This is a genomic window from Flavobacterium ginsengiterrae (genome assembly GCF_039539785.1).
In the GTDB taxonomy this organism is placed as follows: Bacteria; Bacteroidota; Bacteroidia; order Flavobacteriales; family Flavobacteriaceae; genus Flavobacterium; species Flavobacterium ginsengiterrae.
The window spans coordinates 501,384-516,878 of the sequence record NZ_BAABDU010000004.1 but is presented as its reverse complement, the minus strand read 5'-3'; the positions used below and the strand labels follow the sequence as shown (position 1 = coordinate 516,878).

Here is a 15,495-nt window from a genome sequence, read left to right as displayed (position 1 = left end):
TTTTTGATCAACACAAAGCTATCTTTCAAAAACAAAATACATGTTATGGCTAGTTTTCCTTTTTGCTAATATTTATAAGTCTAGTATTACTAAATAGTAAAATACAACGACTCAATGTAAATTTAAGATTGATAAAAAAATCTTAAAATAATTTAAAAAGCTGATTAAGATTAATCGCTTTTTTCTCTTTTAATTTCTTAACAATTTTTAAAAATGCAATGGCGGTTATGTAAGCATCGCCAAGTGCGGTATGACGGTCTTTTTTTGAAATATCAAACTTGTCTGCTAAATCGTCTAATGTATAATGATCTTTGCGTTCAAATAAATGAGACTGAATTAAAGTTTTCTTATATAAATAAGCAGTATCTAAAGTTTTGTTAGTGAGCTGAGGCAGATTATTTCTTTCCAATGCCTTGTTAATCATTGTAACATCAAAAATGGTATGATGCGCTATAATGATAGAATCTCCCAAAAAAGTCAAAAACTGCTCTAAAGCTTCTAATTCAGAAGGTCGTTTGACCACAAAATCTCTTAAAATTCCATGAATTTGTGCTGTTGATTTATCGTAATGATCTTGCTGCAGATATATTTCAAAACTATTTTTAACTTCTATTATTCCGTTTTGAAGAGCCAGAGCGCCTATACATAAAATGCGATCATTTTCATAATCAAAACCAGTTGTTTCGGTATCCAGAACCACAAATCTTGTTTCTTCGATTGTAATATTTTCATCGAATAGATTTTCTTCTTTTTTCCAAAAATTAAATAATCCCATTTATACCAGATTTGAAATATTAAAACGCACCGAAATAAGTTCCTGAAGTTCTTTAATAGTTTTAAAAGTACGTTTCAGTTTGATTTTTTCCATTTTTGTCAGAGATTCTAATTCTATAAATTGTCCAGAATCATGATGAAGTAATCCTTGTTTGGTTCTAAATTTTAGTAAAGCTTTAAACGAATACGAACACGATAAATACAATTCTCTATTGTTTGGCTCCAGTTCAGCCAGTTTTTCAAAGCGTTCAGCAGTATTGCTGATTCCTTTTACTGAATGGGATAAAATTAAAACCCTGGCAGCATCAGTTAAAGGCATTAAAGCTCTTCTTTTTATATCGAAGTTATCTTTATTAGCGCCGTCTTGTTCAACCAAAAATTGTCTGAAAAAGCCGGTAGGAGAAGGGCTTTGCAAAGCACCGCTCACTAAATGCATATAAAAAATAGGATTTGCTTTTATGGTTTCAAAAATATAATCAGATAATTGATCTACAGTTTCTGCATCGCCATAGGTTTTACTGTAATCAAAGAAAATAAAGGATAATAAAACCTCATTTTTTCCCGGATTGGTAATCCAGTGATGCACCTGATTTTTCCATTCGTCAAGACTCATACACCATTTTGGGCTCGACGCCATCATTTCGGCAGGGCAGTAATCGTAGCCAATGTCAAAAAGACCTTTATTGACTAATGAAGCAAATTTTGAGAAATAAACTCTGGTTTCATCTCTAAAAACTTCATTTACATTTTCATATACAATCGCATTATCCTGATCGGTATGCAGCATTTGTTCGCCGCGTCCCTGACTTCCCATGGCTAACCACGCAAATTTTACCGGAGGCGGAGTGCTCATTTTTTCTAAACAAATCTCGATAACACGATTTGTACAGGCTTCATTTAATTCTGTAATAATTTTAGAAATCAATGTCATAGGAATATTTTGGTCTAAATATCCTTGAAGCAATTGCATAATCTGGTTTCGAATAGGTTTTATTTCTTTGGTTTTCTTAGCTCTTTTTAAAGCTTTAATTAAAACCGCCGGATTATTTCCTAAAGCGACCATAACGTCATGTTTGGATAAAATTCCAACAGCTTTAGTGTTAACAGTTCCGTCTTTTGTTAGACATAAATGGCTGATATTACTTTTCATCATCGCCATTTGTGCTTCGGTTACGGTCATTTTTTTAGGATATGTAATAACCGGTTTTGTCATGATTTCTTCTGCAATTGTCGTGATAGGAAAATCTCCTGTTACGATTTTATTTCGAAGATCTTTATCGGTTAAAATACCTATTGGAAGCATTTCGTCTACAATCAAAATCGCGCCTACTTTTTTCTTGCTCATGATTTTGGCAATATCTTTTACCGTGGTTGACGGACTGCAGGTTACGATTTTTTTTGAATATTTTATTGGAGTTAAATCAAATGAATCATTGTTTGAATGACTGTTTTCATTTAAAAGATCATCATCACCGTATAATTTGTCTTTGTGAATATCTGAATATGGATTTCGGGTATTAGAAGCATAACTTTCAATAAGGAAATTACCAACGTTTCTGTTTTCTAACGCATAAGGTTTAAAAACAGCAATAGGGATAGCATATAAAATACTTTCTTCATGCGCCACGGCTTCCATAATGTAATTTTCCTGTGCCAAAAGCGGACGCAGCCCAAAAATATCGCCTTCGTCGCACATATCCAGAACGGTATTTTTAGTGCTCTTTTTAAGTGCAACAGCGCCTTTGTGAACCACGTAAAAGGAATCGTGAGTTTTATCATTTTCGGCAAAAATTACCGCATCTTTATCTTTATAAATAATAGAAATTTGTTCCGAAAGTTTTTCCAGATCCTTAGAATGAAGGAAATTAAACGGCGGATAATTCTTTAAAAAGTCCGCAACTCTTTGCGAAATGGTATTTTTCATTGGGTTAGATTAGAATTTTAAAAATACTATTTAAAATAGAAATGTAAAAGAAACACGATTGTTTTTTAGTGACAAAGGGGCAGAGTGGCAAAGATTCAAAGTTTTTTTAGGAACTGAGATCCTAAGTTTTCCTGAAAGAGTAAAATACTTTGCATTTTAGCGTCTTTGCGGGAGATTTAACTGCAGCTCAAAAAAAAGCTCCCAAAAAAGGAGCTTTTATTATATACAAAATTTGTTTAGTCAACTTTATAAACTTTACCGCGTTGTTTTTCTTCAGAACCTACCATACCAAATTCAAATGTGTATGAATCTTTTGCTGTAGTTAGAATTTTCATGCTGATGGCTTTTTCTTCAGCCATATTTTTAGGATGTTTTTTTTGTAAAACATATTCGCAGTCACTAACCCAGCGAATTGTTGCTGTATCTGTTTTTCCTTCAAAAGTTTCGATTTCGATACTGTCTTTGCGTTCAAAAAAAGTTGTTTTTTTTACGCCGTTTACTTCAAACTCAAATTTAAATTTTCCGTTTTTGAAATCTTTGCAATTGTGTTCGGCATTATAGCATGAAATTAAAGCCAGAAAAGGAAATAAGAATATAATTTTTTTCATTTTAAATATTGTTTTAGGAGCTTTTTGATAACGAGTTTAGATTTTTGGAATGTAAAATTCTTTTAGTTTTTTTGATTCTTTAACTTCTTCTCTAATCTCTTCTTTTGATTCACTTTTTGCAGTTTTTGGCCAGATATGAAATCCGCCGTGGGTCATTGCTTTTACTTTGTTTAAAAATGCAGGCGGATAATCGTTAAAAAAGCTGATGTCTTCCGGATTGTCCCATAATCCCCAAATACCATTTTCGTCGATATCTCCTTTATAATTAATGATATGCGTCGCGTATTTTTTGACCATGCTGATTTTAAATTGCTCAAGATTGTAATTCCCGCTCCATTTAAATGAGTTTATGTCATCAATTCCTGAACCTGAAACTACAGAATTTGCAAAACTCAATTCTATCGACATTTTGTGCTGTACTGTTTCATTAGAATAACAATAAAAACCTTCCCATTCTCCGCTTGGTAAAAAATGATGTGTTTCGTTATCGGTTGATTTCATGGGCTATTTTAAGCGCTTAAGTTCTTCATCGGTAAAGTTCTTGATTTCTTTTTCTTTGGCAAACTTTTCGGCGTTATAATTTCCTGATTTATTCTTTGGGATCGATAAACTTTCCCACGGATTGTTTTTGAGCTGTTTGGCATAAAAAACAATCTGCCCAATGTGATACGGATAATGCGCCAACTGACGATTTATGGCTTCAATAACAGTATGACCTTCGTTGCGGATATATATAATTTGAGAAAGCTGTTCTGGTTTTAAAGAGTTTAAAGCATTTTGTAAACAGTTCCAGCCTTTGTTCCAAAGTTCTAAAACTTCATCTTTAGATTGTAAGTCATTTTCAAATTCGGCATCGCGGTTTCGCCATTCTTTTTCGCCGTCAGAAGTTAAAAAATCGGTCCAGCGCGAAAGCATATTGCCCGAAATGTGTTTTACAATAGTGGCAATGCTATTTGTGTCTTCATTTACGGCAATAAAAAGCTGTTCAGGTTCAAGCTGATTTATGGCTTTTTCGCCTAGCATTTTATAATATAAAAATTGCTTTTTAACGCTTTCTAAGTAAGATTGATCGGCATTCATAGTTAATTTGTTTTACCTCGAATGGCTCAAATTTTTACAAATTCTTTCTCATTCGCAGATTGAATTGTAATTCAGCTTTTTTTATTCTATCAAACGATTTTAATGTCGTATTTATCTAAAAGTCCTGCAATTCCCTGAGTTGAAAACTGTGCTTTTCGCATGGCGTTAAATTCAGGATCGATTTTGTAATTATAAGCGGTTCTAAAATCAACCGAAGCCAGTTGTGTTTCGTTAAAAATGGCGCCATCTAAATTACAGTCGGTAAAAACAGAACTTGTTAAATTAGTTCCCACAAAAGTAACTTCGCGGACTGACGAATTAATAAACTTTGTTTTGGGCATTTTTTTATTTGAAAATATGGCATAATCCAGCGTACAATCTTCAAAATTTACCTGAAATAAAAAGTCATCGCATTCATTAAACGCAATTCCTAAAAGTTTACAGTTTCTAAAAGAAACATTTTTTAAACTCGTTCCGGCCAGACTTGTCATCGATAAGTTACAGTCGATAAATTCGCAGTCTAAAAAAGAATTCGAACCGAAATTACTGTTAGAAAAATCACAGTTTTTAAAAATACAGTCTTCAAACTCTCTGTTATTGATTCGTTTGTCGATATAAACAACTTTTTCAAATGTTTTCTGAATGTGAATTATATCTTCCATATTTTTTTTACTAAAAGTTTGATTGTAGATTTTACTTATATGACTGAATTAGTCATTAAATATACCTTTCATAATGATTTTCAAACCTAAGAAAATCAAAACCATTGAACCCAGACAAGCCGCAATTCCAATTCCTAAAACCAAATAATGCCAATTTGTATGCTGATTCATAAAAGCATTATAAATTAATGTTGGTCCTATAAACATTAAGGGCAGAGCGCCTGTTAAATATTTAATCCCTTTTCCTAATAACTGCTTGTTTGTTGCCATTTTGTTTTGTTTAAAGTCTAAGGTTTAAAGTTGTAACACTTTACCGAAACTTTACTTATTATAATTATCGACAGCATTTCTTACGCTGCCGTATTTTTTTAATAATTGAGAAGCTTCGTCGTATGAAACTGGAATTTCTCCCATAATCATTTTTACGCCTCGGTCAACCAGTTTAACATTGCTTAATTGCATATCAACCATTTTGTTGCCTCTAACTTTTCCTAGCTGAATCATAGATGCAGTCGAAATCATATTTAAAACCAGTTTTTGTGCTGTTCCGGCTTTCATTCTGGAACTTCCGGTAACAAATTCCGGCCCAACGACAACCTCAATTGGAAATTGAGCAGTCAACGCCAGCGGACTTCCTGCATTACAAGTAATACAACCTGTTATAATATTATTTTCATTGCATTTTTCTAAACCGCCAATAACATACGGAGTTGTTCCAGAGGCAGCAATTCCTATAACAACATCATTTTCGCCTATATTATAGGATTTTAAATCAATCCAGGCTTGCGTTGGATTATCTTCTGCGTTTTCAACTGCGCGTCTAATTGCGGTATCGCCGCCAGCAATAATACCATTTACTAAATCAAACGGAACACCAAAAGTAGGAGGGCACTCAGATGCATCAACAACACCAAGTCTGCCAGAAGTTCCTGCGCCTATATAAAACAATCTGCCGCCAAGCTTTAATTTTGCCACTATATGTGGTATTAAAGCCTCTATTTGCGGAAGCGCTTTTTCAACAGCGAAAGGAACAGTTTTGTCTTCCTGATTAATATTTGATAACAATTCATGAACAGACATTTTTTCTAAATGTTCGTACTTGGAGGATTGTTCAGTTGTTTTCGTAAATGTCATTTTTATGTTATTTAGACTGGTCAAAATTAATGTTTTTTATTGCAATCTCGCAAGGTCTCAAAGATTTATAACATGTTTTTCTTCTATTTTTTCTATCTGTAAAGACGAATTTAATCTGACATTGTTACAAGAACTAAAATATTATATTTGTTTAATATTAATAGACAAATGGATAAACTAAGTTTTTTAAATAGTATTGCCGTAATTGCCGTTTTTGTTTCTATACTTTTGGCTTTCTTCTTATTTACTGTAAAAACCGAAAATAAACTCGCTAATCGTTTATTTGCCTTCTTTTTTATTTTAACGGCAGTCGATCTCAGCGGTTTTTTTGTCTATGAATTTATAGAAGGACAACTAAATCTCGAAGTTTTTAGATGGACAACATGCTTACTGGGAATGCCTTTGTATTATTTGTTTGTTCTGGCTGTATGTTATTCTGATTTTCGATTAAAATGGAAACATTTACTGCATGCAATTCCATTTTTGGCTGTTAATTTAATTTTTGTTCCCAGATTTTATTTAGTCGGAGATATCGAAAAAATCCAGTTTTTTAAATTACACGATCAAATGCCCGAAATGTTGATTTTTCGTTTTGTGGTTGAGTTTCAGTACGTGTATTATATTGTAGGCGTATTTTTGATTTTAAAGAAATACAAAGACATTTATTTAGAGAATTATGCCAATACAAGCTTTTCAACTTATATATGGCTTTTTCAAATCACCACGGTTTTTCTTGTTGCGCATACAATCGTTGTATTGAAAAATCTATTGCGTTATACTGACTTTAATGAAAGTTTTATTTGGGCCAATATAGTAGTAGGAAGCGTGGCACTCCTAATTACTTGCTGGTTTATCCTGAAAGCTTTAAATCATCCTGAACTTTTTAGAGGAATTAATTCTAAACTGAAGCTGACAAAAAATATTCTGCCTGAAGTTGAAATTAAAGCAGAATCAGGAACGGAGCAAAACGATTTAATAAAAACTCAAATAATTACGTTAAAACAATATATGAGCGAAAAAGAACCTTTTCTGGATCCTTCACTTACTATTCAGGAATTGGCCAATCAAATTAATATGCCAGTTCGGGATTTATCTATTTTGATAAATCATCATATCGATCAGCATTTTTTTGATTTTGTAAACGAATACCGCATTCAAAAAGCCATGCAGATTTTAAAAGATACTTCAAAAAAAGATCTTACGGTTCTGGAAATACTATACGAAGTAGGTTTTAATTCAAAATCTTCTTTTAATACTTCATTTAAAAAATATACTAATTTAACGCCAACGGCTTATAGAAATAGTTGAAAATAAAGGTTTTGTAAAAAGTCGAACGCCTGACCTGATAAAGTCGAACCAATTTTTGAAATACAAAATGGTTCGACTTTTTTTTGTCGGTCGCACAGGGAGATTTTCTAAGGCAATTTTGCTTCAAATTAATCGAACAAGTAAAATTAGAAATCATGAAAAAATTACATCTCCTTATCTTTTTAGTACTGCCTTTATTTTGTTTAGCACAGTCATCATTTAAATTGAAAGGAAAAATAACAAGCGATAAAATTGCTTTAGAATGGGCAGAAGTTTCAATCTTAAATCTAGAAGGAAAAATTATCGATGGCACAGTGAGCAAAAACGACGGTTCTTTTGAAATTAACCTTAAAAACGATAATTACAAAATAACAATCAGCCTTTTGGGATTTGCTGATTATGAAAAAGAAATTTCCTTAGAAAAAGATACAGATTTAGGTGTTATTATTTTAAAAGAAAATGAAACGAAATTGAATGAAATTGTCATTCAGTCTAAAAAGAAAACCATCGAACAAAAAACGGATCGTTTGGTTTATAATCTGGAAAATAATGTTACGACAACTGGCGGAGATGCTTTAAATGCGATTAATACTGCGCCGGGCGTTGTGGTAAAAAACGATGCCATTACAATATTAGGAAAAGGAACTTCCCGCGTTATGATCGATGGACGTTTGATTGAATTAACGGGTGAAGAACTGAATAATTTTTTAAAATCAATTTCGGCAGCAGATATCAAAAATATTGAAATTATAAGCAATCCGCCGGCAAAATATGAGGCTGATGGTTTTGGCGGACTTATTAATATTGTTATGAAAAAAGGTATTCGTGATTCTTGGAAAAATACGGTAACAGCTTCTTACGACCAGAACAAATACGGAATTTATACTTTGAGAGATAATTTCTTTTACAATAAAAATAAGTTCCGATTTTCGGCAAGTGTGAATGGGAAAACAGGTTACAAAAATGCCGATGAAAATCTGGAAATGTATTTTCCTGACGGACTTTCTAAAATGAGCAGCGTAACGAAATTAAAAGATGAAAATTTTTCTGGAAAACTGGCTTTAGATTATGATTTATCGAAACGTACAACGATTGGTTTTCAGTTTATAAATGACAGAAATAATCCTGATTTTGGTTCAGATATTAAAATCGAAAAATACAACACGCAAAGCCAATTAGATAACGTAACGCTAAATAAAAGTTTTACTGATAAAGGTTCAAAAAACCAGACTTACAATGCGCATTTGATTACCAAACTGGATTCTTTAAACAGAAAATTATCTTTTGATGTGGATTACTTTAATTACAACTCGAAATTTGACAGGGATTTTACGGCAGATAATTATACACCTAATATGGAATTTATCGATATAAATCAGGCGGGGAGAAACATTTCAAACCAAGATATTGATAACTGGAGTTTTAAAGCCGATATGGAGCATCCATTTCAATCCTTTAATTTGTCTTACGGAGCAAAAATGAGTTTTACAAACAGTTTAAGTGATGTTGTTTTTTATGATAAAACTACAGGAACACCGGAATTAGATCCAAATCAGTCAAACCGATTTAAATACACCGAAAATAATCAGTCAATATATATTAACGGTGATAAAAAAATAAACGAAAAGTGGAATCTGCAAATGGGATTGAGACTGGAAAATACGCAGACAAACGGATTTTCTGAAACCATGAATCAGGAAAATGTAAATGATTATTTAAAGTTATTCCCAACTTTTTATGCTTCGTACAAGAAAAATGAAAACAATAGTTTTAGCTTTAATTATGGAAAAAGAATCAACAGACCGCGTTTTGATTTGCTGAATCCGTTTAGGGTTTATATTAACAGTAATAGTTATTCTGAAGGGAATCCGTTTTTAAAGCCTTCATTCGGCGATAATTTTGAATTGTCACATTCGTATAAAGAAGTTTTAAGAACAAGTGTTTTTATGAATGTTGTTACAAACGGATACGGAGTTATTTTTACCTCAATCCCTGAAACCAATACGCAGATTATAACGCGCGAAAATTATTTTAAAGGTTTAAATTATGGTGTAGGCGAAAGTTATTCAGCCAGTTTTGCAGATTGGTGGCAGAGTGAAAATACGTTGTATTTTTTAGGTTCTAAAACTGAGTTTATAAAAGATTTAAATGCAGTTGCGTCTAACAGTCTTCAAATTGATTTTACAACCAGTAACACATTTATTTTAGGTAAAAGCACCAAACTTCAATTTGATTTTAATTACAGTACGCCTTTTAAAAATGGTTTATATGAGATAGGTTATATGTCGAGTTTTGATATTGGTTTTAAACAGGATTTATTGAATAAAACGCTTCAGATTGCTTTTTTAGCCAATGATATTTTTAATACGTCTTATTTAAAAGATTTTACTTCGGTTGTAAATGGCGTGAAACAGGTTTACAGCCAAAATGAAAGTAATCGTTTTGTGCGTTTGTCTGTAATTTACAATTTTGGAAATAAAAAGATTACTATTAAGGAACGCAATTTTGGTAATCAGGATGAAAGAAAACGCGCCAATTAGAAAATGTAAAACTGGAGCTGGGAATTTGGAATTTTCTCTTGTAGTTTGATTTGCGTGAGGGATAGGAGCAAACTACCGAAGTAGTGCGGATAGCCCGGCCGGATTTGCGAAAGGCGCACATAAACGGCTTGTTAAATAGCGCCTTTTGTAAATTTGGGCACGCCCAGATTATAAAAAGAATGCCAGTAAAATTCCAAGAACAATCATTGAAACTTTGGCAATATTAAATTTATGTCCTTCGCTGCTCTCAAAAATAATGGTCGATGAAATGTGGAATAAAATACCAATTACAATGGCTGTAATTTCAGTATAATAATCATTTAAAAACTGCAGATATTCTGATGCTATGGTTCCAAGCGGCGTCATAAGAGCAAAAGTAATCATGAAAGCAAAAATTGCTTTTTTGTTTAAATCGGCATTGATAAAAAATGTAGTTAAAATAACGGCAATTGGTAAATGATGAATGGCAATTCCTACGGCCAGATCATGATGATGACTTACCGGAAATCCTTCTAAAAATGCATGAATGCATAAGCTGATGAATAGAAGCCACGGAATTTGCGACATTTTTGCATGTCCGTGAACGTGCCCGTGTTCTGCACCTTTTGAGAAAAATTCTAATACAATTTGAAATAGAATTCCAATCATTATAAATACACCAATTTTATGATTATGCGTGCTGTAAACTTCTGGCAGAAGATGCATTACGGTTAATGATAACAAAAATGAACCGCTAAAAGCCAGCAGTAATTTTAAATTGGTTTTGTTATTTGGTTTAATAAACAAAGCCACACTATATCCTAAAAGTACAGAAAATAAGGGTAGTAGATAATTCATTTTTTGTTTAATCGGTTTTTGTTTAATCGTTTAATCGGTTTTTGTTAGTTTGTTTACAGATGAAACAAGTTAACACTTTAACGATTAAAGCTATTTAAAAATCATGATTAATCTTTCGCTTTCGGTTTTATGGAATTTTTTAAGCTTGTAATCGCCAAAAATGTCTAAAAGGAAAATTCCGGCTTCGTCCATTAAATCCTGAAAATCTTGTAATGTAAGGGCTTTTACTTTTTCGGTAAAATGAAATTTTCGGCCTTGGTCTTCAAAATCAATTTCTTTAAAAATGTGTCCGTCTTCAACATATCTTTTTATATGAAAATCAATTCCGTCAACAGTTTTAACTTCCTGCGGCACGAGCGTTTCAATAACCTGATTTACGTTCATAAAATCGATAACCGCAAAACCGTATTCAGATAAACTTTCTTTAATTGCTTTAAGAGTTGTCAGGTTATCTTCGTCATTTTCGAAGTAGCCAAAACTGGTAAAAAGATTAAAAATAGCATCAAATTTTTCTTCAAAAGGTTCGCGCATATCGTGAACTTTAAAATGAAGATGTTCGTTGCTGTTTTTATTGGCTTCGGCAATGCTGTTTTCAGATAAATCGGCACCTAAAACATTATATCCTAATTGATTTAGATAAATAGAATGACGTCCTTTTCCGCAGGCTAAATCAAGGACTTTTGCTTTTTCCGGAAGATTTAAATAATGGGTTAAGTTATCCATAAAAATCTGAGCTTCTCTATAGTTTCTATCCTTGTAAAGAATGTGATAATATGGAGTATCAAACCATGATGTAAACCAGTTTTCGGTATTTCTTTCCTGATTTGGTGTTGATGAGTTAGGTGCGTCAGACATTTATTCTATTTCAATTAATTCAAAGTCCGGCAAATTTAGTGTATTTTTACCGAAAAATAACTATTAAGCAGCGATATCAGTAATCGTTCATTGTTAGAGATGTACCGTAGTGCATTTTTTAGTTTTTTTTAATTAAAAGAAAAAATGGAAGAAAATTTTAGAATGATAGCCAAATGTTTTTTTGGTTTTGAAGAAATATTAGAAAAAGAATTACGCACTCTGGGAGCTCAGGATGTAGAAAAAGGCGTAAGAATGGTAAGCTTTAAAGGAGATAAAGGTTTTATGTACAAAGCTAATTTATCACTTAGAACGGCTCTTAAAATCTTAAAACCAATTTATTCGTTTAGAGCAAATAATGAGCAGGCATTATACAAAGGAATTTCTGGTTTAAACTGGTCGAAATTTTTAAATGCCAATCAGACTTTTGTAATCGATACAACGGTTCATTCTACTTATTTTAATCATTCTGAATTTGTTTCTCAAAAATGTAAAGATGCTATTGTCGATCAGTTTAGAGAAAGAACAGGGCAAAGACCCAGTATTGATAAGCAATATCCTGATTTAAGAATCAATGTGCATATCGATAAAGATCAGGTTTCGGTTTCTTTAGATACATCGGGAGCTTCACTTCATCAGCGCGGTTATAGAACAGCTACCAATATTGCGCCTATAAATGAGGTTTTAGCAGCAGGAATTCTATTATTATCCGGCTGGGATGGTCAAAGTCATTTTCTAGATCCAATGTGTGGTTCAGGAACTTTCCTGGCAGAAGCTGCAATGATTGCCTGCAATATTCCAGCAAATATTAACCGAAAAGAATTTGCATTTGAAAAATGGAAAGACTGGGATAACGATTTGTTTGATACAATCGTAGACAGTTTAATGAAGAAAACAAGAGAGTTTCATTATACTATAAAAGGTTTTGATAAAGCGCCAAGTGCTGTAAGCAAAGCAAAAGACAATATTAGAAATGCTAATCTTGAAGATTATATTTCGGTTTCAGAAAATAACTTTTTTGATACTGAAAAAGAAGTTGAAGGTAAACTGCACATGGTTTTCAATCCGCCTTATGATGAGCGTTTAGATATTCACATGGAGCGTTTTTATGCGAACATAGGCGATACTTTAAAGAAAAATTATCCGGGAACAAACGCGTGGTTTATAACGGCAAATCTTGAAGCTTTAAAATTTGTAGGATTAAAACCTTCCAGAAAAATAAAACTCTTTAACGGAAGCCTTGAAGCTCGTTTGGTAAAATACGAAATGTACGAAGGAAGTAAGAGAACGAAATTTCAAGTTAACGAATAAAGTAACAAAGGAGCAGAGGTTCAAAGAAACAGAGGTTTAAAAACTTTGTGCCTTTGAACCTTTGTAACTCTGAACCTCAAAAAGAAAAAAAATGACAAAACTACAATTAAGAGCATTTCTCTATCAATTAGCATGTTTCGCAGTTTTATTTCTGTTAAGCAGATTTACAATTGCAGCTTATACAGGATTAACCGGAATCTGGATTCCGCTGACGGCATTTGTTATTGCCACTATTATTTCGCCTCAGTTTAGAGCGGTAAAAACAAAAGACGGCGAGAAGCTTTTTATGAAATGGATTTTTATAAAAGGAGTTAGAGAAATTGGATAATTTTTAAATCAGCAATATGAAAAAAATTGGACTTATTGGCGGTATAAGCTGGGTTTCGACTTCAGATTATTACAAACTTATAAATCTGGGAATAAATGAAAAACTGGGAGGATTAAATTTTTCTGAGTGCTTGGTTTATTCTTTTAATTATGCTGATATTAAAAAGAATAACGATAACAACGATTGGGATTCGACCTTTAACATGCTTTTTAAAGGATGCGAATTTTTAAAATCGGGCGGGGCAGAAGCTATCGTTTTATGCGCCAATACAATGCATTTAATTGCCGATCGACTTCAGGAAGCAATTGATGTTCCGGTGATTCATATTGCGGTTGAAACTGCTGCTGAAATTCAAAAACAACAGCTTAAAAAAGTAGGTTTATTGGGAACTAAGTTTACAATGGAACTTGATTTCTTTAAAGATAAACTCAAAGAAAAAGGTATTGAAGCTATAATTCCTGAAAGTGAAGAAGTGAAAGATTTTGTTCATTATACTATTTTCGAAGAGTTAGGAAGAGGAATCGTAACCGACGAAACTAAAAAACGTTATTTAGAAATCGCTGATGAACTTATTAAAAACGGAGCCGAGGGAATTATTTTAGGATGTACTGAAATTCCTTTAGTAATCAAAGAAGGTGATTTATCAGTTCCTATTTTTGATACTACTTTAATACATGCCAAGGCAGCTGTAGAATTTCAGTTATCTTGATTTATATAGTTTAAAAAAAAGCCTCGAATTTATTAAATCTGAGGCTTTTTTTTATTTTAGAGAAACTACTTTTTCTTAGGAGTTTCGTTTATCAGCTGCGGTACAACTATCTTTTTCTTGTAAATAGGAATAAAATATGAAACTGTATAGTTAAATCCTACTCCAAAACTTCCGTCATACGTTCTGTTGAAACCCGGAATGTAAAGATTATCAAATCCCGATGGTTTATTGTTCATGGCTAAAAGTTTCAGCTGTACACCAAATCCAACAAATACATTATTAAAAACTTTTGCTTTAATACCAAGAGCAACTTCAAGCCATGCAGCAGATAAACCGCTGTATTTTTGACCGTCAGCAACTGGAGGCTGTTCTCCCCAATACGGATTTGGATTGTAGATTTTATAACTGTTTAATTCCTGGCTGAAAGAACTGAAACCACCTCGTAAACCAATCGTTATAAGGTTTTCCATATCAAGCCAGTTGTCGTATAAATTATAATCAAAACCTCCTTTTATGTACGTTCCTGTTGCTGTAGAATTTAATCTGGTGTCGTCTGTAGTCTTATCTTCAAAACCTAGTTCGGCAGCAATATAATATTTCTTTGTTAAACGCCAGTCTGCTGTAAATTCAATTCCTTTATAGTCTTTGTCATAAAAGGCTCTGGTTAATTTATATAAATCAACACCTACTCTTAAACCATAGCGATCTGTTCTTACAGGAACGGGAATACTATCTTTTTTTACTTTTTGAACAGCTGGTTTTACGGGTTCAGTTTTTGGTTTTTTATCATCGAGATCTCTTACTGTTACGGTATCTTTTACTACCACCTGAGAATGTCCCAAGAACATTGATAAAAGAAAACAAAGACTAAAAATATACTTTAATGTGTGTTTCATCTTCAAATTCGATATTAGAATTTACTACATTTATATTCTGCATCCAAAAACCGTCGCCTGCCGGATCTGTTTTTATAAATCCTGAATTTGCGCTGTTATCGCGCGGATTTAATGTAAATGTGGTTTTAAAACCGCAGGCTCTTGAAACATAAACACTTTGAGTTGCATAATTAAATGTCAAAACATCTGTATTTGGGTTTGTGCTTGTTGCGTTAAAAATTAACTTATAGGTTGTCGTTGCGGCATCTGTTTTTAATGGAAGCGATATAGTATTCGCATTAGTTAAATATTTAGTTACCGAAGTTCCCGTTTCATTAAAAATAATCGCATCAGTATCTTCTTTACCTTCGCCTACTACTTTTAAATTCGTAACATTTCGAAGTGTAGTTGGGGCTGCGTTATCATAAAATGTAATTACAAGTCTGGGAGTTGTAGGCGTATTTGCATCGCAAATATCATCTTTCTCACAGCTGGACAAGCCAAAAGTAAAAAGTAATAAAAGAGAGATTATTTTTTTCATTTACAATTTTAA

Annotated in this window: 17 protein-coding genes; 5 read left to right on the top strand and 12 right to left on the bottom strand. The window is 32.7% G+C overall.

The annotated features are described in order from the left end of the window. Positions 1-142 precede the first annotated feature (142 nt). The 8 genes from ABD859_RS12745 to murQ all read right to left on the bottom strand — a co-directional run bounded on the left by ABD859_RS12745 (position 143) and on the right by murQ (position 6,182). Complete coding sequence (locus ABD859_RS12745) at positions 143-775, bottom strand: 3'-5' exonuclease (RefSeq protein WP_345144846.1); 633 nt, start codon at positions 773-775, stop codon at positions 143-145. Beyond that, on the bottom strand, positions 776-2,698 hold the full coding sequence (locus ABD859_RS12740; protein WP_345144844.1) for a DUF294 nucleotidyltransferase-like domain-containing protein: 1,923 nt from the start codon (positions 2,696-2,698) through the stop codon (positions 776-778). It abuts the gene before it with no gap. Between the two features lie 236 nt (positions 2,699-2,934). Continuing rightward, positions 2,935-3,306 (bottom strand): DNA topoisomerase IV, encoded by a 372-nt coding sequence (locus ABD859_RS12735; protein ID WP_345144842.1) that lies wholly within the window; start codon positions 3,304-3,306, stop codon positions 2,935-2,937. Between the two features lie 36 nt (positions 3,307-3,342). After that, positions 3,343-3,807, bottom strand: coding sequence for a hypothetical protein (locus ABD859_RS12730; RefSeq protein ID WP_345144840.1), 465 nt, complete (start codon positions 3,805-3,807; stop codon positions 3,343-3,345). A 3-nt stretch (positions 3,808-3,810) separates the two neighbouring features. Beyond that, a complete protein-coding gene (locus ABD859_RS12725; protein WP_345144838.1) occupies positions 3,811-4,386 on the bottom strand; it encodes a DUF1572 domain-containing protein in 576 nt (191 codons plus the stop codon). 89 nt (positions 4,387-4,475) lie between these two features. Beyond that, positions 4,476-5,048: a pentapeptide repeat-containing protein gene (locus tag ABD859_RS12720; RefSeq protein ID WP_345144836.1), complete on the bottom strand. Its 573-nt coding sequence runs from the start codon at positions 5,046-5,048 to the stop codon at positions 4,476-4,478. A 48-nt stretch (positions 5,049-5,096) separates the two neighbouring features. After that, positions 5,097-5,318 carry a DUF6095 family protein gene (locus ABD859_RS12715; protein WP_345144834.1) on the bottom strand — a complete coding sequence of 74 codons (222 nt, stop codon included), beginning with the start codon at positions 5,316-5,318 and terminating at the stop codon, positions 5,097-5,099. 51 nt (positions 5,319-5,369) lie between these two features. After that, positions 5,370-6,182, bottom strand: coding sequence for an N-acetylmuramic acid 6-phosphate etherase (murQ, locus tag ABD859_RS12710; RefSeq protein ID WP_345144832.1), 813 nt, complete (start codon positions 6,180-6,182; stop codon positions 5,370-5,372). Positions 6,183-6,350: 168 nt separating this feature from the next. Between murQ and ABD859_RS12705 the strand changes: the two genes are divergently transcribed. Both ABD859_RS12705 and ABD859_RS12700 read left to right on the top strand, forming a co-directional pair. Beyond that, positions 6,351-7,490, top strand: a complete 1,140-nt coding sequence (locus ABD859_RS12705; RefSeq protein WP_345144830.1) for a helix-turn-helix domain-containing protein — start codon at positions 6,351-6,353, stop codon at positions 7,488-7,490. A gap of 155 nt (positions 7,491-7,645) precedes the next feature. Continuing rightward, positions 7,646-10,030, top strand: a complete 2,385-nt coding sequence (locus tag ABD859_RS12700; RefSeq protein WP_345144828.1) for a TonB-dependent receptor — start codon at positions 7,646-7,648, stop codon at positions 10,028-10,030. Between the two features lie 168 nt (positions 10,031-10,198). Here ABD859_RS12700 and ABD859_RS12695 read toward each other — a convergent pair whose 3' ends face one another. Together ABD859_RS12695 and ABD859_RS12690 are read right to left on the bottom strand one after the other, a co-directional pair. Beyond that, positions 10,199-10,867: a ZIP family metal transporter gene (locus ABD859_RS12695; RefSeq protein WP_345144826.1), complete on the bottom strand. Its 669-nt coding sequence runs from the start codon at positions 10,865-10,867 to the stop codon at positions 10,199-10,201. Between the two features lie 90 nt (positions 10,868-10,957). After that, the gene (locus tag ABD859_RS12690) at positions 10,958-11,722 is read right to left on the bottom strand and encodes a class I SAM-dependent methyltransferase (RefSeq protein ID WP_345144824.1); all 765 of its coding nucleotides are present in this window, start codon (positions 11,720-11,722) and stop codon (positions 10,958-10,960) included. A 144-nt stretch (positions 11,723-11,866) separates the two neighbouring features. Between ABD859_RS12690 and ABD859_RS12685 the strand changes: the two genes are divergently transcribed. The 3 genes from ABD859_RS12685 to ABD859_RS12675 all read left to right on the top strand — a co-directional run bounded on the left by ABD859_RS12685 (position 11,867) and on the right by ABD859_RS12675 (position 14,067). Further along, a complete protein-coding gene (locus tag ABD859_RS12685) occupies positions 11,867-13,030 on the top strand; it encodes a THUMP domain-containing class I SAM-dependent RNA methyltransferase (RefSeq protein ID WP_345144823.1) in 1,164 nt (387 codons plus the stop codon). A 91-nt stretch (positions 13,031-13,121) separates the two neighbouring features. Beyond that, the gene (locus ABD859_RS12680) at positions 13,122-13,358 is read left to right on the top strand and encodes a hypothetical protein (protein ID WP_345144821.1); all 237 of its coding nucleotides are present in this window, start codon (positions 13,122-13,124) and stop codon (positions 13,356-13,358) included. 16 nt (positions 13,359-13,374) lie between these two features. Then, positions 13,375-14,067, top strand: coding sequence for an aspartate/glutamate racemase family protein (locus ABD859_RS12675; RefSeq protein WP_345144819.1), 693 nt, complete (start codon positions 13,375-13,377; stop codon positions 14,065-14,067). 65 nt (positions 14,068-14,132) lie between these two features. Here ABD859_RS12675 and ABD859_RS12670 read toward each other — a convergent pair whose 3' ends face one another. Both ABD859_RS12670 and ABD859_RS12665 read right to left on the bottom strand, forming a co-directional pair. Then, entirely contained in the window at positions 14,133-14,963 is an 831-nt protein-coding gene (locus ABD859_RS12670) for a DUF6048 family protein (protein ID WP_345144817.1), read from the bottom strand. Then, the gene (locus tag ABD859_RS12665; protein WP_345144815.1) at positions 14,935-15,483 is read right to left on the bottom strand and encodes a DUF6452 family protein; all 549 of its coding nucleotides are present in this window, start codon (positions 15,481-15,483) and stop codon (positions 14,935-14,937) included. Before ABD859_RS12665 ends, ABD859_RS12670 begins: the two co-directional genes overlap by 29 nt. Between the last annotated feature and the right edge of the window lie 12 nt (positions 15,484-15,495).